At 58.2% G+C, this 19,103-nt stretch carries 17 protein-coding genes and 1 pseudogene; 9 read left to right on the forward strand and 9 right to left on the reverse strand.

The window, feature by feature from the left end; genetic code table 11:
* Position 1 precedes the first annotated feature (1 nt).
* From B5526_RS38450 to B5526_RS15220, 3 genes and pseudogenes are all read right to left on the reverse strand, one after another.
* Positions 2–1,603 carry an alpha-amylase family glycosyl hydrolase gene (locus B5526_RS38450; protein WP_172842050.1) on the reverse strand — a complete coding sequence of 534 codons (1,602 nt, stop codon included), beginning with the start codon at positions 1,601–1,603 and terminating at the stop codon, positions 2–4.
* Between the two features lie 293 nt (positions 1,604–1,896).
* Positions 1,897–2,505 carry an HlyD family efflux transporter periplasmic adaptor subunit gene (locus B5526_RS15215; RefSeq protein WP_172842051.1) on the reverse strand — a complete coding sequence of 203 codons (609 nt, stop codon included), beginning with the start codon at positions 2,503–2,505 and terminating at the stop codon, positions 1,897–1,899.
* A gap of 13 nt (positions 2,506–2,518) precedes the next feature.
* Positions 2,519–2,695: pseudogene (locus tag B5526_RS15220) on the reverse strand (DUF2336 domain-containing protein); the annotation flags it as partial.
* A gap of 727 nt (positions 2,696–3,422) precedes the next feature.
* Here B5526_RS15220 and B5526_RS15225 point away from each other — a divergent pair.
* The gene (locus tag B5526_RS15225) at positions 3,423–3,653 is read left to right on the forward strand and encodes a hypothetical protein (protein ID WP_244562300.1); all 231 of its coding nucleotides are present in this window, start codon (positions 3,423–3,425) and stop codon (positions 3,651–3,653) included.
* A gap of 218 nt (positions 3,654–3,871) precedes the next feature.
* Here the strand turns inward: B5526_RS15225 and nagA are convergent, their stop codons facing one another.
* Positions 3,872–5,050, reverse strand: coding sequence for an N-acetylglucosamine-6-phosphate deacetylase (nagA, locus tag B5526_RS15230; protein ID WP_244562301.1), 1,179 nt, complete (start codon positions 5,048–5,050; stop codon positions 3,872–3,874).
* Positions 5,051–5,195: 145 nt separating this feature from the next.
* Here nagA and B5526_RS15235 point away from each other — a divergent pair, with 145 nt between their 5' ends.
* The 4 genes from B5526_RS15235 (at position 5,196) to B5526_RS15255 (ending at position 9,392) form a co-directional block, all read left to right on the forward strand.
* Positions 5,196–6,122, forward strand: a complete 927-nt coding sequence (locus tag B5526_RS15235; RefSeq protein ID WP_079539183.1) for a BadF/BadG/BcrA/BcrD ATPase family protein — start codon at positions 5,196–5,198, stop codon at positions 6,120–6,122.
* A gap of 18 nt (positions 6,123–6,140) precedes the next feature.
* A complete protein-coding gene (locus B5526_RS15240; RefSeq protein WP_079539185.1) occupies positions 6,141–7,022 on the forward strand; it encodes an N-acetylmuramic acid 6-phosphate etherase in 882 nt (293 codons plus the stop codon).
* A 58-nt stretch (positions 7,023–7,080) separates the two neighbouring features.
* On the forward strand, positions 7,081–8,103 hold the full coding sequence (locus B5526_RS15245; RefSeq protein WP_244562302.1) for an SIS domain-containing protein: 1,023 nt from the start codon (positions 7,081–7,083) through the stop codon (positions 8,101–8,103).
* A gap of 902 nt (positions 8,104–9,005) precedes the next feature.
* A complete protein-coding gene (locus B5526_RS15255; protein ID WP_079539190.1) occupies positions 9,006–9,392 on the forward strand; it encodes a hypothetical protein in 387 nt (128 codons plus the stop codon).
* On the opposite strand, the gene B5526_RS15260 is transcribed toward B5526_RS15255, so the two are convergent.
* The 3 genes from B5526_RS15260 to B5526_RS15270 form a co-directional block, all read right to left on the reverse strand.
* A complete protein-coding gene (locus tag B5526_RS15260) occupies positions 9,345–9,962 on the reverse strand; it encodes a peptide deformylase (protein ID WP_079539192.1) in 618 nt (205 codons plus the stop codon). The genes B5526_RS15255 and B5526_RS15260 overlap by 48 nt on opposite strands.
* 145 nt (positions 9,963–10,107) lie before the next feature.
* Positions 10,108–11,724: a GMC family oxidoreductase gene (locus B5526_RS15265; RefSeq protein ID WP_079539194.1), complete on the reverse strand. Its 1,617-nt coding sequence runs from the start codon at positions 11,722–11,724 to the stop codon at positions 10,108–10,110.
* Positions 11,725–12,226: 502 nt separating this feature from the next.
* Positions 12,227–13,192 (reverse strand): helix-turn-helix domain-containing protein, encoded by a 966-nt coding sequence (locus B5526_RS15270; RefSeq protein WP_172842052.1) that lies wholly within the window; start codon positions 13,190–13,192, stop codon positions 12,227–12,229.
* 325 nt (positions 13,193–13,517) lie between these two features.
* Between B5526_RS15270 and B5526_RS15275 the strand changes: the two genes are divergently transcribed.
* The 4 genes from B5526_RS15275 to B5526_RS15290 all read left to right on the forward strand — a co-directional run bounded on the left by B5526_RS15275 (position 13,518) and on the right by B5526_RS15290 (position 17,086).
* Entirely contained in the window at positions 13,518–14,855 is a 1,338-nt protein-coding gene (locus B5526_RS15275) for a Rieske 2Fe-2S domain-containing protein (protein ID WP_079539197.1), read from the forward strand.
* The gene (gene benB / locus B5526_RS15280; RefSeq protein ID WP_079539199.1) at positions 14,852–15,343 is read left to right on the forward strand and encodes a benzoate 1,2-dioxygenase small subunit; all 492 of its coding nucleotides are present in this window, start codon (positions 14,852–14,854) and stop codon (positions 15,341–15,343) included. The genes B5526_RS15275 and benB overlap by 4 nt, the downstream gene beginning before the upstream one ends.
* A 26-nt stretch (positions 15,344–15,369) precedes the next feature.
* A complete protein-coding gene (benC, locus tag B5526_RS15285; protein ID WP_154071317.1) occupies positions 15,370–16,395 on the forward strand; it encodes a benzoate 1,2-dioxygenase electron transfer component BenC in 1,026 nt (341 codons plus the stop codon).
* 199 nt (positions 16,396–16,594) lie between these two features.
* Positions 16,595–17,086: an SgcJ/EcaC family oxidoreductase gene (locus B5526_RS15290; protein ID WP_079539203.1), complete on the forward strand. Its 492-nt coding sequence runs from the start codon at positions 16,595–16,597 to the stop codon at positions 17,084–17,086.
* A gap of 409 nt (positions 17,087–17,495) precedes the next feature.
* Here the strand turns inward: B5526_RS15290 and B5526_RS15295 are convergent, their stop codons facing one another.
* Positions 17,496–18,353 (reverse strand): alpha/beta fold hydrolase, encoded by an 858-nt coding sequence (locus B5526_RS15295; protein ID WP_079539204.1) that lies wholly within the window; start codon positions 18,351–18,353, stop codon positions 17,496–17,498.
* Positions 18,354–18,389: 36 nt separating this feature from the next.
* Positions 18,390–18,869, reverse strand: a complete 480-nt coding sequence (locus B5526_RS15300) for a YybH family protein (RefSeq protein WP_079539206.1) — start codon at positions 18,867–18,869, stop codon at positions 18,390–18,392.
* Positions 18,870–19,103 lie beyond the last annotated feature (234 nt).

Consider the following 19,103-nt stretch of genomic DNA (forward strand, 5'->3'; position numbering starts at 1 on the left):
GCTATCCGGCCCTAAGCACTACACCTTCATTCGACCGTAGTAGGATGGCCCCGCCTTCAACCAGCGTCGCATCGTCCACAGTGGACAACAGCAACCGACTCCCACGCGCCCAATCCGGCAACTGCAGTCGGTGCGGCCTCCCCCCGAAGTTGAGCGCCACAATCAGCCGCTCCGCGTCGTGTCGGCGCTCGTAAGCAAGTATCTCGCCTTCCCCACTCAACAGTACGAAATCACCGGTCGACAACGCCAAGCAATTCCGCCTGAGCGCAATTAGCCGACGATAAAGTGTCAAGATTGATTGAGAATCTTCCGTCATGCGCGCCACGTTGCGCGTGGGCCAGTCGGCATTGAGCGGCAGCCACGGCTTAACCGTGGTGAAACCGGCATTTTCGCTCTCATCCCATGGCATCGGCGTGCGCACGGGGTCGCGGCCCAACGCCAAACCGGGCTCGCGCAACTCGCGCGGGTCCCGGACCTGGGATGGTTCGATCCCGACATCACTCAAACCGAGTTCGTCGCCATAGTAGAGCGTGGGTGTGCCGCGGAGCGTCAGCAACAGCACCGCTGCGACGCGGGCCTGGGCCTGACCGCGCTTGGCGGCAACGCGCGGCCGGTCATGGTTGCCGAGCACCCAGTTTGGCCAGCCACCGGACGGTAGCGCCGCCTCATAGTTGGCGATCAATGCCGCAAGGGAGCGCGCCCCCCACGGCGTATCAATGAGCTGGAAATTGAACGGCAGGTGCACCTCTGGGCGCGTATCACCATAATATTGCATGAGCCGATCGACTGGCAGGTAGACCTCACCAATCAGGACTCGCTCGCTCTGTCCCCTGGCGCCATAGCTGTCGGCGATTTCACGCATATCGGCGGCGATCCGGTGCACCTCGGGCTGATCTGTCGAATGAAGTTGAAGCAGGCGGTGCATTTCGCCCATTTCGGACCGATAGGCCGGGTTGGGTGGATTGTCCGGGAAGTCTGCCGCCTTGAGCATGTGCCACAGCACGTCGATACGGAAGCCATCGACGCCGCGGTCGAACCAAAAACGCATCACATCGTACATCGCCGCTTGCACGGCTGGATGACGCCAGTTGAGGTCTGGCTGCTCCTTCAGAAAGGCGTGGTAGTAATATTGTCTGGTTGCCTTGTCCCATTGCCAGGCTGAGCCGCCGAAATCGCTGATCCAGTTGTTGGGTGGTCCGCCGTCAGCGGCAGGATCGCGCCAGATGTACCAGTTTCTTTTCTGATTTTCCCGCGAAGAGCGGCTCTCGACAAACCACGGGTGCTGGTCGGATGTGTGGTTGGGCACGAAGTCGAGCAAAACCTTAAGCCCCCGCCGATGGGCTTGCATGAGCAGATCGTCGAAGTCTGCCAGCGTGCCGAAGCGTGGATCGACGTCGCAATAGTCGGCGACGTCATAGCCGAAATCAACCATCGGCGACGGGTAGACGGGGGAGATCCAGATCGCGTCGACCCCAAGGCTGACAAGATATTCGAGCCGCCGCCCGATCCCCGTGAGGTCGCCGATGCCGTCGTCGTTGGTGTCCTGAAAGGAACGTGGGTAGATCTGATAGATCACACCCGCCTGCCACCATAGCGCGGTCATGCAGAAGCCAATCCGAGCGGTGAAAAATAACTCTCTACCTGTTGTGATCGGAAGTCGACGGTTTTTCTCCAGATCTCGTACTTCGGACCGGTTGGAACTGTAGCCGAGCTCTGCGCAAGGACGAATGTCCGCTTTGCGGCAGAAGCGGTCATTCGATCTTCGAATCTCCGCAGCCGCGACCAGCTAAGAACGAACCTCTCAGCACTTCCTAGTGGCCAAGACACCTAGTGGCCAAGACACGCCAGTGCGTCACGTCGATCTCGGGATGATATTGCTTCCAGAGTTTGCGTGGCCTATCGCTCGGTAAACGCCACGTCCAGGGAGTTGAACACCGGTTTGAACATATATCGAATGATTGACTTTGAGCCGGTCTGAATGTGCGCTTGAAGAACCATTCCTGGCGTAATTGGATAGTTGGTAGTGCCAGAGCGAACATGGTCCTGCAGAAGTCGTATGGTGGCTTTGTAGTAGGGCTCGGCAATATTTTGATTTTGGCCTGAAGGATTTTGTTGAGCGGGCGGCGGCGAAAAGGTCGTAGCCGACAAATATTCGACCTTGCCCCGAACAGGACCGAAGATCGTGCTGTCATAGGTCAAAAGCCGAATCTCCGCATCCGCATCCGCGCGTATGTGGCCGGAATCCTTCGGATCGATGTGTACCTCGGCGACTAACTCACGTTCTGTTGGTACTATCCGGGCCACGAGGTCGCCAGGTCGTACAACTTCTCCGATCGATTTCGGAGCGAGCTCTTGCACGATCCCATCGGAGGGCGCCCGAACCAACAGGCGATCGGAGCGATCGGCAAGCTTGACCAACTGCTGTTGGGTTTCTGCCAGATCAGTGGCAGCCTTAACCCTCTCCTCGCTTAGCTTTTGGTGTGCCTTGGCATCAGCTTCCCACAAGCTGCTTTCAGGCGCGGGCCGCCACCGCAATATCCCGCTCTAGCAACCCTATTACCTCTCCAAACATCCAAATCTCGTCGTCGGTATAGCGGCCGGCTATCAATACATCGGTCGCATACCACAACGCTCGCTGGCGGCTCTCTGCTGTTCCCCGCGACACCGCAACTTCTAGTTCCTGCAGGAATGACATTGCTTCAATCGTTTGTCAGGAATTCTAAGCGATGCGCCTGTCCCCATAATTCAAGGCGGGCGCACCGGGGAAATAGGTAGAAACGCAGCAATCAATAACCGGAGCTTCGGGACCAACGATCAATTTGGCCACACTATAAATCTCGCTTAATGGTCGAACGCGAGCCAACTGCCGGGGCTGCATCACGCGCGCCTCCTGTGACCTATCGACAAAGTAAAGACTATCCTCGATTTCTTAATGGATTTCGCCGGAGAGGTGATCGACGTCCTCCGAGGGCTTGTAAACGGCAATGAGCGGTAATCTGTGGCCGCTGGTATTGAACGATTACTCTCAGTCCAAACTCGCAAGAGCATGAACGGTGCTACCGCACCGTCGCGAAAGACGATCACATCTGCCGCGATGCGCCGGTGTCGTTTGACCGAACCAAAAACCGAAGCATGGGTGAACCTGACGGAGCCTCGCGCGCGGCAACCCTTTATTTAGAACACATGACCACACTGGCTAGCGGGCTACTTATCTTGCCCGTGCGAGAAACCGTCGCCGTGTTCTCAGCTCGGCGGCGGCTTTTGCTGCGCCTCCACTTGAGCGTCCAGTCCCACGAAACTCCCTCGGGCCAACGCCCTCGATCGATTTTTCCGCTTCTGTTTCGTTAGGGTTTAGCGACCGCGTAAACATGCCCTTAAACCGACGAACTCATAATGCGGTGTCTGATTTCAGAGGTAATTTCATGATCGACGACAAAGTGAAAATCAAGTGCACGAAATGCTCGCAGATATTCCGAGAGCGGGCGCAGAAAATCCGCAACGGGTTTCAAACGAACTGTCAGCACTGCAATCGGCTGATTACGTTCGATACCAGTTCGGAAGATAACAACATTCGCCGCGCGCTCATGAGCGCCAAGGAGGTACGAATGGCACTTGAAGCCCGACCCAAGGAAGGGTCGGTGGCACAAGTCTAGGTCGGCGATCGGAAGTCGCGCTCGTCGCGTTCTTCCCTTGTGCGATCGGTAGCGCGCAATGGACTCAAGCGAGACAAAACTGAGGTCCTAAGGCTTCACTCCCGCATTGCGCCAGACAGACGCTGAAGACCGCTTCGCGCGAACTCCGGACGGTACCCACAAGGAAGCTTTTTGACCTCCTAATGGACATGCGACGATCGACGTCTGGGCCTCGTATGCTACGGCATAGAGCTGGCTAAGCTTGGTTGTCCGGCGACCCATGTCTCGATAACTTCAAACTTGCTGCTGAAAGCAATGAGGTCGGCGCGATAGCCCGGCGCGATCGCTCCGAGCTGGGACTCTAGGCCGAGAAACGTTGCCGGCGTGCGAGAGGCCATTCTCAGCGCGTCGGCAACCGCCACACCAAGCAACGCGACCGCATTGCGCACCGCCTGCATCATGGTCAAGTGGGCACCGGCGAGTGTGCCATCTGGACCCGTCAAGCGATCGCCCTGCAGCAAGATCCGTCGCCCCTGCAGCAGGAAATGCCGCTGATCCGTGCCAACCAGGGGCATAGCATCGGTGACCAGCATCAAACCATCGCGCCCCTTGCAACGCACGGCGACACGCAAGGAAATGGGGTCGACGTGAAGGCCGTCGCAAATGATCCCGGCAAATAATCGTTCGTCGTCGAGTGCGGCACCGACCACGCCCGGGTCGCGGGAACTCAGCTGGGACATAGCGTTAAATAGGTGGGTGACACCTGTCACCCCGCGATCCGCAGCCCGCTTAATTTGGGTTGCAGTCGCGTCGCTATGGCCGGCCGATACACGCAATCCCGCTCCGATAAGATCGTCAATCAGCGACGTAGTCACGCATTCCGGAGCCAAGGTCACCATTGAGTGACCGCACCTGCCAAAGCTCTTTATGGCCGCGAGATCGCGCTCGTTCGGCACGCGAATCTCAGATTCCAGATGAATACCCTTACGAGCTTTGTTGAGCGCAGGGCCTTCGAGGTGAAACCCGAGCACGCCGGGAATCTGCAATGCGGCCGGAGCGACCGCAGCGAGGCGCTCGATCACATCGGTCCGATCGGTGATCAGCGTCGGCAGACAGCCTGTGGTCCCCCTCTTGCGGTGAGCCTCGACTATCCGGCGCACGCCGGCCTCGCTCGGCTCATCATTCAGCAGAACGCCGCCACCGCCATTGACCTGGATATCGATGAAGCCGGGCGCGAGGATCGCGTCGGCGGGAAGTGCGGTTATGCCGCGCGACGGCGGGTCTCCGAAGCCGACGCTTTCGATGAGGCCACACGAAATCGTGACTAGAGCGGGCCCTCGCATTGCCGTTCCATCGAATAGTTGCGGCGCGGCGATCGTGAACCCGGTCGGGGGCGGGGAGTCGTCCATGATCTTCATCGCGCGTTTGCCCCGTGTGCTAGTCTAAGCATCGGTAAGGTACTGCCGCATGAACCCCAGATCGCACAGCCGGTTCCCTCAAAACGACAGCCTATACCGGAGGCCTCCGATGGACCCGGAACCAACCTCTGCACGTTGGAACGGAATGGTGACGAAAGGCGCATTGTACCTCGGAATTGACGGCGGAGGCAGCCGTTGCCGCGCTCGCATCGAGGATGAATATGGTGCAGCGCTCGGCGAGGGTAGCTCGGGGCCGGCAACGACGCGGTTGGGCATCGACCAGGCGTGGCGGTCAATCCTGCAAGCGTGCGCGGCTGCAGCCGAGCAAGCAGGAATAGCGCGGGAGGATTTTGCGCTGATGCACGCCGGGATCGGTCTTGCGGGTCTCGGGCGCCGAGGCGCCCAAGCGGCGCTTAAGGAGATTGCGCATCCGTTCGCGTCCGTTCGCTTTATCGGCGACGGATTAACTGCCTGTCTCGGTGCCCATGGTGGTGCGGACGGCGCCATCGTTGTCGCCGGCACTGGCTCGATCGGCGTCGGTTTGATCGGTGGCCGCGAACTCCGCTTCGGCGGATACGGGTTTCCAATTTCTGACGAAGGCAGCGGCGCCGACATCGGCTTGCAGGCAATCAAGCTCGCGCTCTGTGCAGCGGATGCGCGCGGCGAGACATCGCCGCTGCTCGAGGAATTGCTTGGTGCTTTCGACCATGACCCCCTTCAGGCAGTGGCCTGGTCTGAACAGGCGACTGCGACCGACTATGCCGCCTTCGCGCCGATGGTGTTGCGACATGCGACTGCGGGCGACCCAATCGGCCGGCGCATCGTTGAACGCGCAGCTGATGCGATCGGCGATCTCCTCGATGTGTTCTTGCGGCATGGAATCGAGCGGCTGTCGCTGGTCGGCGGGTTGTCGGGACCAATCGCCGCGTGGTTGACTTCCGATCTGCGCGGCCGCCTCACACCTCCGGACGGTGATGCGATCGCGGGCGCGCTACTGGTGGCGCGTCGGCGCGTTGCTGTGGTTGAGGCGGCCGCCGAACGCGAACGCGTTGCCAAGGTTCCAAATCAGTGAGAGGAACGGATCGCACGCATGGCTACCGAAGACGTCGACCCTCGCTTTGCTGATCTCGACGCTTGGTCGCTGGCGTCAGCGATTGAGGCGATGTGGGAGGGCCAGCTCGCCGCGGCCGCGGCCGTGGGGCGCGCGCTTCCTGCCATCACGGCGGCGACAAGTGCGGCAAATGAAGCGCTTGGCGATCACGGGCGCCTGATCTACGTTGGCGCGGGCACCTCAGGCCGGGTGGCTGTGCAGGACGGAGCGGAGCTGACGCCGACTTTCGCTTGGCCCCAAGAGCGGCTGCGCTTCATCATCGCCGGTGGCGAGAGCGCATTTGTCGCAAGCGCCGAAGGCGCCGAAGACGATGTCGCCAATGCAGTCAAACAGATCGATGCCGCGCGACTCTGTCCGCATGACGTTGTGATCGCAGTCGCAGCGAGCGGCACGACGCCGTTTACCGTGGCGGCCCTGCAACAGGCCGGCACGTACGGCGCCGTTACGATCGGCGTTGCCAATAATCCTGCCACCGCGTTGCTCACATCAGCGAAATATCCGGTGTTGGTCGAGACGGGGCGAGAACTGATCGCCGGCTCGACGAGGATGAAAGCCGGCACAGCGCAGAAGATCGTGCTTAACTTAATCTCGACCGGCATTATGCTGCGCCTCGGCCGCGTCTATCGGGGCATGATGGTCAACATGCAGACGACAAACGCGAAGCTGAAGCGCCGTGCAGAGGTGATGGTTGCCCGGATCGCCGGTTGCGACCAAGCGCAGGCTGCTTGTGCCCTTGAGCAAACCGAGGGGGATATCAAGATGGCCGCTCTCGTAGCGTTGGGTTACGACAAGGCCGAAGCAGAGCTCATTCTCGCAAGGCACAAGGGTAATCTGCGTCGGGTGTTCGCGGATCTCACCTGACGATTGCAGTGAGTAACGGCGAACAGCGGGCGTGCAGCGAAGATGGAGCTTGTGAGCAATGGCACAATCCGGTTCTTCTGCAATGGCGCACGAGATTTTGGAAAGTGCGGACGTCGTCTCGCGCATCGTCCGCGACCGCCATGCCATCGCTGAAGTTGCAAGATGCCTGGATATTGGCGCCGCGCCCGTTGCTGTCCTGTGCGGCCGCGGAAGCTCCGGGCATGCCGGAGTCTTCTTGCGCTACCTCATCGAAACCCGGCTACACTTGCCGGTGTCCGCCAGTGCTCCGTCGGTGATCACGGCATTTCGTAAGCCGCTGACGTTGCGCAATGCGCTGTTCATCGTGATCTCGCAATCAGGGCGCAGCCCCGATCTGATCGCTGCAACGCAGTCCGCGCGAGCTTCCGGTGCTCGCACCGTTGCAATCGTCAACGCGCTGCCGTCGCCGGTCGCCGATGCCGCCGAGTTCGTCGTTCCGATCGAAGCCGGGCCCGAACATTCGGTCGCCGCCACCAAGACCGTCGTCGGCTCGATGGCGGCAGGTGCTGAGCTCATTGCGGCATTGGCCGACGATACGGCTCTTAGGTCGGCTCTCGATCGCCTGCCGGAGCGCCTTTACCGTGGGCTGACACTCGATTGGACCGAAGTATCCGATGATCTCGCCGGCGCATCCGCCGTGTTTGTCGCCTCACGCGGTCTGGGCCTGGGCTCAGCTCGGGAAATTGCGCTGAAGCTTGCCGAGATACTGCGGCTACCCGCGCTTGGTTTCAGCGCCGCCGAGCTGCAACACGGCCCGCGCGCTGCCTTGTCATCGAAGACGCCAGTCATCATGATGCGCTTAATGGATGAAACAGCTGCCACAGTGGATGCGGTGGCGACCGAGCTGCGAGAGCGCAAGATTGCGCTTCATCTGTGTGGCGGCCCGCGCAGCACGCTGCCGTGGTTAGGCGACGATGATCCCGCAACCGACGCAATCACCATGCTCGTTCCGGCCTACCGCATGATCGAACGCACCGCGCAGGAGTGGGGATTTGACCCGGATCGTCCGCTGCAACTGAGCAAAGTTACTGAAACCTTCTGAGCTTGGCGCCACAGCGTTTAGACGCGCACGCCGGCGGATCGAGCCTGCGGTTAGTCCGCCGCACGCGCTGCGAAATGTCCGCTTCGCGGCGGCAGCCATAACCGGTTGTTCGGCTAATTCGCCACCGCGGCGTCTGTTCGGGATGCTACGGCACCGGTCAACGCTTCGAACGCGGGTCAGGCTCCGGGCGGGCGGCAGCACACGTCATGGTCGACATCCCTGCGAAGGGCAACGGAAAGTTCTGAGTCGTATGTGATTGCTGCGCTTGCGCAGCGATGGTCGGGACTGTTTTCTTATTCAGCCGCCAACGCGGTTGCCCAGCTGAAATCATAATGCGCGCTCAATGCTTTCATCGCGACGACTGCACCCAGAACGCAGATGATCTGCAATAGCGTCCTCGTCGAGAAAACCTTATTGAAGAGCCTCATATGATCTTCCGCTTTTGCTTAGTCATATTGTCAGCGAGCCGGGTGGCGGCGCATTTGACCTAGCGTCGGTGGCCTAGACGAATCCCAAGCTTGAGCGCCTTCTGCCGCAGCGAACCCACACTACGCTTTGTAAGCTTCGCAATTTTAACGACGGGTGTTTTCGCCTTTGAGTGCGCACGCAACTCCTTTACATCGGCTTTGGTGTATTCGCGACGCACGACCGTCTTCTTTGCTTTTTTAGGCACTCAATATTCCTTGATTGTGAGGCCGCCTTAGTACCACAGATAGCGTGAGCAGCAAGCGTTATCAGCTTTAACGCCGAGCCTCGTGCCCCGTGTGTACCGAAAACTTAAACCCGGAGATAGTGATGATGAAGCCATTGTGCGAGCGAATGCCGCAAACTGCTACGGAGCCTGGTTCCGAAATGGTAAGCTCTCTGCTCATGCCTTATCGGTTACGAGAGGCTGTTTGCGGATGAATGACCGCTTCGCGCCTGAAGCGAAACTCAAATTCACCGGCCAGGTGCGGCAAAACAGGTTGAACTCCATGGACGCTCGCGATCAACGGGATCGGCAGCAGTTCCATGAAGCGAAGATATTCGACGCCGTTCAAGCGCCGGTTTTAACTGGCTCGATCGACGCTGCCCTGCTCCGCGCGTTTATCGAAAATATCGAGATCGGCGCCAGCCGAGAAGTGCCGAAGGCTGCTGCGCTGGATGATCTGCGCGGCTACCGGCGTCTCGCGGCAAGTGAGAGGTCACATCGATTCACACAAGACCCACTTCGCATGTCGCGATCACCGCGAGTGATTTCTTCATTTTTCCTTGGGCGGTTCGGTCGAAATGGCGAGGCGTTGGAGTAGGTCGGTCGAAGCACCTGTACCGTGCGGCTCGGTCGATGTGAGCGTTCTTGGAAGCATGCAATCGGTAAGCAGCCGTCCGTCAAGGTGATCGATTTCATGTTGAAAGATGCGTGCCGGCCATCCTTTGAGGGACCAGGTTTTCCGCCGGCCATTCGGCTGAAATCCTTCAACCTCGATCGCCCAGTGGCGGCAAACATCCGCCTTAAAACCGGGAATGCTGAGACACCCCTCTGTCTCGATCACCATCTCCGGGGAAGTCGCGTACCAGATCGGATTGATGACTGCCTCAAACGGGAAAGGATATCGATTCCGAGCCTTTTGCTGTCCGGGAGACAGATGGCTCATCCGATCTTGAGTGTCCTCAACAACGAAAACGCGTAATGGCACGGCAATTTGCGGCGCCGCAAGGCCTACGCCATTTCCCGCCAGCGTCACACGCATGACATCGATCAGTTCGTGAAGCGCGGGAGTGCCGAATAGTTCTTGCGGTACATTTCGTGTGCCGTTACGGAGCGCCGAATGGCCAACTTTGACTATCTCGACAGCGGTCGCAGGAACATCAAAGATCATTAGCAATCCCAAAAAGAGCGCGTGCGGTCTATGTACACAGGATTAGCCGAGCGGTGTACCGGCCGTTTAGTTGCCATCGCGGCAAGCCGATCCTTTTCTTTCACGTACGCGCCGGTGGGCTCGCTGGCGCGTATCACTTGCGACCTCAAATGCGATGGGAGATCTTCAACATCTCTGCGGCGCGCTCGCCTATAACAACGCATGGCGCCATGGTGTTGCCGGTTGTGACCCGCGGCATAATGGAACCGTCAGCGATACGCAGGTTGTCGATCCCATAGACATTAAGTTTGCCGTCTACGACCGACATGGAATCGCGGCCCATCTTGGCAGTGCAGGCTTGGTGCCAGTATGTGACAACGCAATCTCTAACAAAGGCTTCCAGAGATTTTCCCTTCATCCCCCCTGGTATCACCTCGCGCTTTACGAATGGCCGCAGCGCGGCGGAGTTCGCAATCTCGCGGCAGAACTCCACACACCTGACCATGGCCTTCAGATCATCAGGGACTCCTAGATGATTGGCTGTAAGTTCTACCGGGTCGAGAGGGCTCGGCCCGGTGAGACGGATATGGCCTCGGCTCTTTGGGCGGACAATACCGGGGATAAATGTCCATGAGTTCTCCGGCGGATTGAATTGGGCTGTCTCGGGGCTGACAAATAAACCCTCGCCCATGGGACACAGCATGTCCGGTGTGTCGAGGCTGGGGTCGCTCTTCCAAAAGACCATTGCCTGCTCTTTTTGGGCGACTGCTTCGGGCTGTTGATGTTCCCAAACACACCCCAAAAGCAAAGGATGGTCTTGAAAGTTTTCTCCCACGCCTGGAAGATGTCGCACAAGCGGTATCCCGAGGCGCTGTAACTCAGCCTGATTCCCGATACCGGACTGCATCAGTACCTTTGGTGTATTGATCGCGCCTAGCGATAGAACAATCTCGAGTCCAGCCCCGATGCGAAGGACCTTTCCATCATGAGCAACCTCGACGCCGGTCGCCCGCTTTCCCTCCACGGTCAGCCGCGTGACCATTGCTTCTGTGAGGACGGTAAGATTGGGCCGGTCCATGTAGGGGAAGACATACGAGCGAAATACGGAGAGTCGCCGTCCATCACGGATTCGCCGCTCGATCAATGAGCAGCCTCCATCACCTTCCATCATGCGGCCATTAAGGTTTTCGAATGATGGAATCCCCGCCGAGCGCGCGCCCTCATATATGGCAGGGCCGATCGGGCTGGTGGGGAGCGAGGGCCGTACATAGACCAGCCCTCCGGTTCCGCGGTACTTCGGGTCCGGCTCGCCCTGCCAATCTTCAATGCGGCGATAGATGTTCAGGACTGACTCATAGTTCCATGCAGCGTCTCCCGCCTCATCCGCGAAGTAGTTCCAATCGTTCTTGTGGCCGCGCACCCAATACATCACGTTGATGCTGGATCCGCCGCCCAGCACTTTGCCCATGGACATCGAAAGAGCGCGCCCATGAAGCGCTGAATTTGGCTGCGCCTTAAATCCCCAGTCTCGCTCGCTTCCCAAATTGGTAGCCCAATTACTAGCATCCATGACGGCCGGCACATCGTCACTGCCCCCCGCTTCGAGCAGGAGCACGCTGACGTCCGCGTTCTCCGCCAATCGGCGCGCTACCACCGAACCGGATGAGCCAGATCCGCAGACGATGAAGTCATAGTGCGGCTTGAGTTCAGCCGTGAGCTTTTGTTGGTTGGCACGTACCCGTTCGCCAAATCCCGTCGTGTGAGTGGCCTGCTCGTCGCTCATCTCGCGTTCCTTATGCGGAGTCTTGGTCGGAGGCGATCCGACCGTCGTCGTTCAGTCGAGGTCGCCGCCTGCCACGGGCAGGGTAACGCCGGTGATGAAGAAGGCCTCGTCCGAGGCCAGAAACTCTCCATTAGCTCTCGCGTGGGACTAAATTGCTCCGACCCATGCCTCTATCCTGCTTTGATATTGGGTCCTGCAAACCTAGATCGGCCGAGCATGAGCGTCATTGGCTGTCGACGCCCTTTCGCTCGTACGGCGGCGCACGGCGCGTTGCGCCCGAAAGTTTGTTGGAGATAGCGTCGCAGGGCTCATCGGCTTGACGTACGCCGGGGTCAGACGTTTAGGCCTCACCATCACCCACCTGCGTGGGACGCCCCATCGGAGCGGATAGGCAACTTCCATTCGTGAGTCTAATTGGTGCGACTACTGCAGTACGACTTGCCCATGGCAGCTTGTTCGGTGCGAATTGCCGCCTCACGCATCGTGAGCCAATGACGCACTTTTAGCGGTGCGGATACGCCCACGGCTCGGCATGATCTCCCGAATGGGAGCCTGGGGTATGCCCGAAGCGACGGCGAAATTTTCGATTGAAATTGGTATAGTCGCCAAAGCCGCTGGCGAAGGCGATATCGCTGATGGGCTGGTTTGTTTTCAGAAGCGACCGACGTTTTAACAGACCCGCGGCATAATCCAGACGAACCGAGCGTATGAAATCACTGCAGGTGGAGTTCCTCACCGTGAAGAGCTTCTGAAGGTAGCGTAACGAGATTCCTGCCTCAACCGCCACGTCGCAAGGACCGAAGGCCGGATTGGCAAAGTGCTCCTTGATGATATCGCAGATGCGCGTGAACAGTCTATCTGTATGAAGAGAAGTATCATCTGGATCGGACGGTGCGAATAACGCGCCTAATAAATCGTAGTATGCGAGACGCATGTAGGCGTTGGCCGGAACGGACATTAATGGCTCTTCTTCGACGCCCTCCTGAAGGAGTTGACGGAGCGGTCGCGCTGCGGCCGCTCCGCTCCGTCTAGAAGGACAGCGCGGTTCGAAACCCAGATGAGACACCAGGGACCGGCGCGGCAGCTGCAAAGACGCCCAATAGTCGCTTCCCTTCTCCGATAAATATGTCACTGGCCGGGCCGCGTCGACGAGAGCGACATCACCGACCTTGAATTCCATAATCTGGTTATTTTGAATGATTCTGGACTGACCAGCCATCTGAAATAACGCGTAGTAGTGATCAACAGCATCCGCACGGACGTCCTGGTGGGTGCGCTCGAGGCGATAAGCGTTGGAACTAAGCTCCACTGCTCTGAATCCGAAAATGGTTCGGAGGCGCGCTCTGCCAGAAAAGGCCTTGGGTTCGATCCCGTCCGGCGTGTACCGGCCACAGATCGAGCGGACCACATCTCGCCACGCTTCGTAGTTCAGATTTGGGGTGCCGAGAAAGTCGCCGCTTGAATGCATCATCGCCTCTATCAGGTGCGTTCAAACTCGCTTCTCAAGGTGAGAGTTCAAGGGAAGAAGCTTTCTTCCGTACCGGTGCCGCAGCCAGCTCTTTCCATAACGCGTGACATATTCAAGATGACACCGATTTAATCCGGATTGGGATCACGATTGATCACGCCTCTGACACTTTACAGTATGGCCAGTGCGCATCTGTACAGGCAGAAAGGGCGCGATCGTCTCGTGACGTCTATCTTGGCTGCGATACGCTCTGATCGTCTCGGCGATAGTTGCGATCATCGCCGACCGCTTGAGAGACTGATCGACACTTCGGAGAGAACGAGCCATGACACCAAGCATCATTGAACGTCTCGACACAGCATTGGTCGAGGATTCGGCCGACGGTCTGTTTCGTTGTGATCGTGCGATATTTACCGATGCCGGGTTCTTTGAGTTGGAGATGAAGCACCTGTTTGAGGGAAACTGGGTGTATCTAGCGCATGAGAGCCAGATTCCGAACAAGCATGACTATTTCGCAACTTGGATCGGACGACAGCCCATCTTTATCGCCCGCAACAAAGACAACGAGCTCAACGCGTTCATCAATGCCTGCAGTCACCGTGGCGCGATGCTTTGCCGTTACAAGCGTGGCAACAAGTCGACCTTCACCTGCCCGTTCCACGGCTGGACATTCAGCAATTCCGGAAAGTTGCTGAAGGTGAAAGATGCCGACGGCGCCGGTTATCCCGAGCAGTTCGACAACGAAGGCTCGCACGATTTGAAGAAGGTCGCGAGGTTCGAGTCCTATCGCGGCTTCCTGTTCGGAAGCCTCAATCCAGATGTGAAGCCATTGGCCGAACATCTCGGCGAGGCCGCAAAATTCATCGACATGATGGTTGACCAGGCACCCGACGGACTCGAAGTCCTGCGCGGTTCGTCTAGCTACATCTACGACGGCAATTGGAAGCTGCAGGCTGAAAACGGCGCCGATGGCTATCATGTGTCGTCGGTGCATTGGAACTACATTGCCACGACGAGTCGCCGCAATGCGGCATCGGATGACGTCAAGGCGACCGATCTCAGCAAGATGAGCAAGCTGAAGGGTGGTTACTATTCGTTCGAAAACGGGCACATGGTCGTTTGGTCTCGGTTTGCCGACCCAACGACCCGGCCCGCCTACGCGTACGTCGACCAGCTCACGGCAAAGCATGGCCGCGCCAAGGCGCAATGGATGGTCGAGAACCTGCGCAACCTCTGCCTCTATCCAAATCTCTATCTGATGGACCAGATGAGTTCGCAGCTGCGCGTAACCCGCCCGCTGGCGGTGGATAAGACCGAAGTGACGATCTACTGCATCGCGCCCAAGAGCGAGCCGGCAGAGGAGCGGGCGCGCCGCATTCGCCAATACGAAGATTTCTTCAATGCCAGTGGCATGGCGACGCCCGACGATCTCGAGGAATTCCGCGCCTGTCAGCAGGCCTACATGGCCAAGGCGATGCGCTGGAATGACTTGTCACGCGGCGCGACGCACTGGATCGAGGGTGCCGACGAGGGAGCGCAGGCGATCGACCTTCATCCGTTGAGGAGCGGAGTAAAGGTCGAAGACGAAGGTCTTTTCCTTGTCCAGCACGGCTATTGGTCCGACGCGCTCCGGGCGGCAGCGCTCAAGGGAGATGGCGCATGAGCCCGATTCCCTTGTCCGGGGTCGAAGCGTTTCTCTATGCCGAAGCCCGTGCCCTGGACGACCGGGACTGGGACACGTGGCTGGCCTTCTACGCGCCCGACGCGAGCTTCTGGATGCCAGCTTGGGACGACAACGACAGACTCGTCGAAGACCCGCAAGCCGAGATTTCCCTGATCTACTACGCCCGTCGCAGCGGCATCGAGGATCGCGTCTTCCGCATCAAGACCGAACGGTCGAGCGCCAGCACCCCCGAGCCGCGGACGTCGCACAATATATCAAATGTCGAAATCCTCTCCCGGAACGACAGCAAAATCGACCTGCGCTTCAACTGGCTGACGCTCAGTTATCGCTACAAAATCGTCGACACCTATTTCGGAGTTTCCTTCTACACGCTCGAAATGACAGGTGAACGCCCCCTGATCAAAGCCAAAAAGGTGATTCTGAAGAACGACTACATCCACCACGTCGTCGACGTCTATCACATCTGATGATGGCAGGCAGATGGAGCAGACGCGTGCCGCACAAGATTGCTCTCAATTTTGAAGATGGAATCACCAAGTTCATCGATTCAGGCGAGAGCGAAAGCATCGCCGACGCCGCTTATCGCCAGGGCATCAATGTGCCGCTCGACTGCACCAATGGGGTTTGCGGCACTTGCAAGGCCTTTCGTCAATCGGGTGAGTTCGACCCTGGATCCTATATCGAGGATGCGTTGAGCGATGCGGAAGCGGCCCAAGGCTATGTCCTCTGTTGCCAGGCAAAGGCGAAGAGCGACATGGTGATCGACATCCTGGCTTCCTCCGGCGCGTGCAAAGTGAAGCCCAAGGACACAATGGCCGAGATCGTCGACGTCAAGGCCTTGTCGGCCCACCGCATAAGGCTGTCGGTCAAGCCGCTGGAAGGTGCGTTCCCGATGTTCCTGCCAGGGCAATATGTCAATGTCACCGCTCCGACTGAGACGGTGAAGCGGCCCTATTCCTTCACCTCCGCGCCGGGCGCCGATGTGGCGACCTTCCTGATCCGCAATGTGCCCGGCGGCAAAATGAGCGCCTATATGGCGGCGACGGCCAAGAAGGGTGACAGGCTCGTTCTCAACGGCCCGTTCGGTAGCTTCTACCTTCGTGCGCCGCGACGCCCGATCCTGTTTCTTGCCGGTGGGACCGGCGTCGGGCCGATCCTGTCGATGCTCGAGCATCTGGCTGCGCGGGGTGCTAACGATCAGCCCGTGCGGCTCGTTTACGGCGCGCGCAATGACGCCGATCTTGTCGAGGTCGAACGGATCGAGGCGCTCAGAGCGCGGATTCCGAAATTCACCTATGACACCACCTGTTCGGGCCCTGGGAGCTGTCATCCGCTGACCGGCCATGTGACGGATCATTTCAGCGCCGGCGCGCTGAATAACGGCGACGTGGACGTTTATCTGTGCGGGCCGGCAGAGATGGTCGAGAGCGGGCGACAGCATGTTGCGAAGCTCGGTCTATTGCCCGCAAACATTCATTTCGAAAAGTTCGCTCCTGCGAGCGAGGCCATCGCAGTATGATGTAAGGCGCATCCGCGTATGACACGTCTAACCCTCCCTGGCGTGGGCGATGCTTACGGAGATCGAGGCCCGAGCAAGAGCGCAGCGGACCATGCGGCGCGTGATTGTCGGCGAACGAGCGACGGACCTGCTGAAGGCGAGGCATCAAACCTAGCATGAGCATGACTCCGAATTTTCGGTCCATGGAGAAGGTTACAGTGTGAAGGAGGCCAATGTGATCATTGCGCGGCGTCGAATGATTATGAATGTTCTTGTTTTCGCGTTGTTCGCGGTCGCTGTAGTGATCCCGCCGGCACTTGCTGATAAACGAGAGGATGCCTACGCGGGCGTCGAACGTTGGTCAGAGGCATTCAACTCTGGGGACGTCGAACAAATAGTTCGCATGTATACGAATGATGCGCTAGTACTCGGTACACTTAGCCCCGGCATGACTTCAAAGCACGATGATCTTCGTGCTTATTTCAAGGCGGCTGCAGCCGCACAATTTAAGGTGAAGCTCCGCGACCATTCTGCTGTTGCCCTTGCAGAAGATGCTGTTGCGATCGCTGGATTTTACGATTTCTCAAGACCGGCGGCGGACGCCCAACCTGTTGTTGTCCCTGCACGCTTTAGTTTCGTCATGGTCAAAAAAGACGGCATTTGGAAGATCGCTCATCAACATTCTTCGGTGCGGCCGAAATCGCCTCAATAAAACGCGTGGGTAAACGCAAAAAGCGACCCTTCCGGATTACCTTCGCTGGTATCGCAGGAATTGGTGGATTGCGGCGGCTCGCAACACCCGATTGTTGCGATTGCTATGAAACATCGCGGGACAACGTCCGCCTTGCGCCAACACCGGATCTCCCTCAAATTTGGCTTTTGACCCGACTGGGACATTGACGCTCAGATGGGGTCGGGGGCATTGCGACCCTTCGTCAATCCAGGCGGGACACCGTCGCGCATTACGCGGGTAACGCCTCACTCGGTAGATGCCATGGCGGGAGCGTGCGCTTTTCGCGTCCGTTCCTTGGCAAACCCAAATCAGCCATCGGGCAAACCATCTACCGGCTTTATCCGAGCCCATCAAACCGAACGTTAATCAAGCTTATTCCCAGAACTGTTCAACGCGCGCTGATCAATCTGGCGATTGAGGACGCAATCGCGGGGGAAGAGTCTTCCTGCAAAAAATGTTTTCCGTAAACCACCTCGTAGCTTTCGAGATCCAAAGCCTTCAGCAAATGAGGTGCGTATTTTTTCATTCTCAAAGCTGGATCATCCTTGCCCCAAATGATCTGGGCCGGGAATTTTCGCGCCTTCAGAGCGGCCTTGATGCCGTGCTCAAAAGTGGGGGTCCGTTCGAAGCTCCGCATAATCTGGAGGAACGCTAGTCCGCTATCTGGCCCCAAGAGAAGCTGGGCATAAGCAGCGGACTCTGCTCTGTTGATGTTGCGCGTGCCGAACGTTTTATTGAGAACATAAAACATCGGAGTTCGCGCGGATTGTAGCCAGAGCCGCCCGACAACCGGCCAAGCAAAAGGCTCCATGACCCACGGCCGCCGGAATTGGCTCACATTGACGAGCGTATTGAGAACCGTGAGCGACTTAATTCTATCGGGAACGCGCCGGATGATATCAAAGCCGATAGGGCCTCCTATGTCGTGAACCACTAAATGAAAATTTCTTATGCCTGCCGTGCCGATAGCTTTCAGATACCACGTGGCGAACCCGCTCCAGCTGTAGTCGAAATCGGCCGGCCGATCGGCAAGACCCAATCCCGGCAAATCAAGAGTGACCCCCTCAAGCCCACGGCTGGCCAATTCCGGTAGAAGCTTTCGATAAAGAAAGCCAGAAGTGGGAACCCCATGAACGCAAATAACGGTCTCTCCCTGGCCCATCCGCCACAAGACCGTGTTCGCCCCTTCGACCTCGAGAATACGGCCCTGCTGCCTCCATTGTTCGATTAACCGATTAGCGTTCATGGTCCCCCCTCACCATCAAGGGTCACGGCCCTAAACTTATTTCGGAGCTCCCGAAGATGGCACGGCAGTCGGTGCTTGCCCTGTCGGGAAGGCAGTCAGCAACCGGATCTTCCAAGCGCCTCCTTCACGAACCTCTACCGCGGTCCAACGGCCGTTCGCCTCAAGAACGGAACCATTCTGGCTTCGACCGCTAATGCGAACTTCACCCATCGATATCGCGGCATCGGGTCCGAGAGACGAAACATCCTCGAGAGCTATATCTTGATGATTGAACCCGGTTTTGAATGCATTTTGGTAATACTGTTCGACAGATTTCTCTGGGCCTGCAGGACTAACTAGCACCCCATCCTTTGTGTACAGACCTGCAATACCGGATGCATTCTGTTTGTTGAAATTCTCGGCGTACGATGAGACCACCGACTCAATCTGGTGCCGCAAGGATCGATCGCTCTGCTGTGCCGATGCAGGGAGTGCGAGAGCGATCACGATGATTGGCACAATCTGATATGCGCGCATTTAAATCGCTCTTCCTTGACTTTCGGCGTGACGCATCGAGCGCGTCCTGCGGTGACTTGGGAAATGGTATTTCCGTCTGCGAGAACGGTTAGAGCTATCTAAGCGCCCCGCGTTACGACGCGATTTCACCACGGAGGAAATGCGTTACAGCCGTAATTGGGCCCGCGATACTGCAGGATTACCACGGGGAAGCGATATCTGCCCTTTGGCACTTAGCTGAAGTTGGTATTCTCG

The organism is Bradyrhizobium lablabi (assembly GCF_900141755.1).
Lineage (GTDB): Bacteria > Pseudomonadota > Alphaproteobacteria > Rhizobiales > Xanthobacteraceae > Bradyrhizobium > Bradyrhizobium lablabi_A.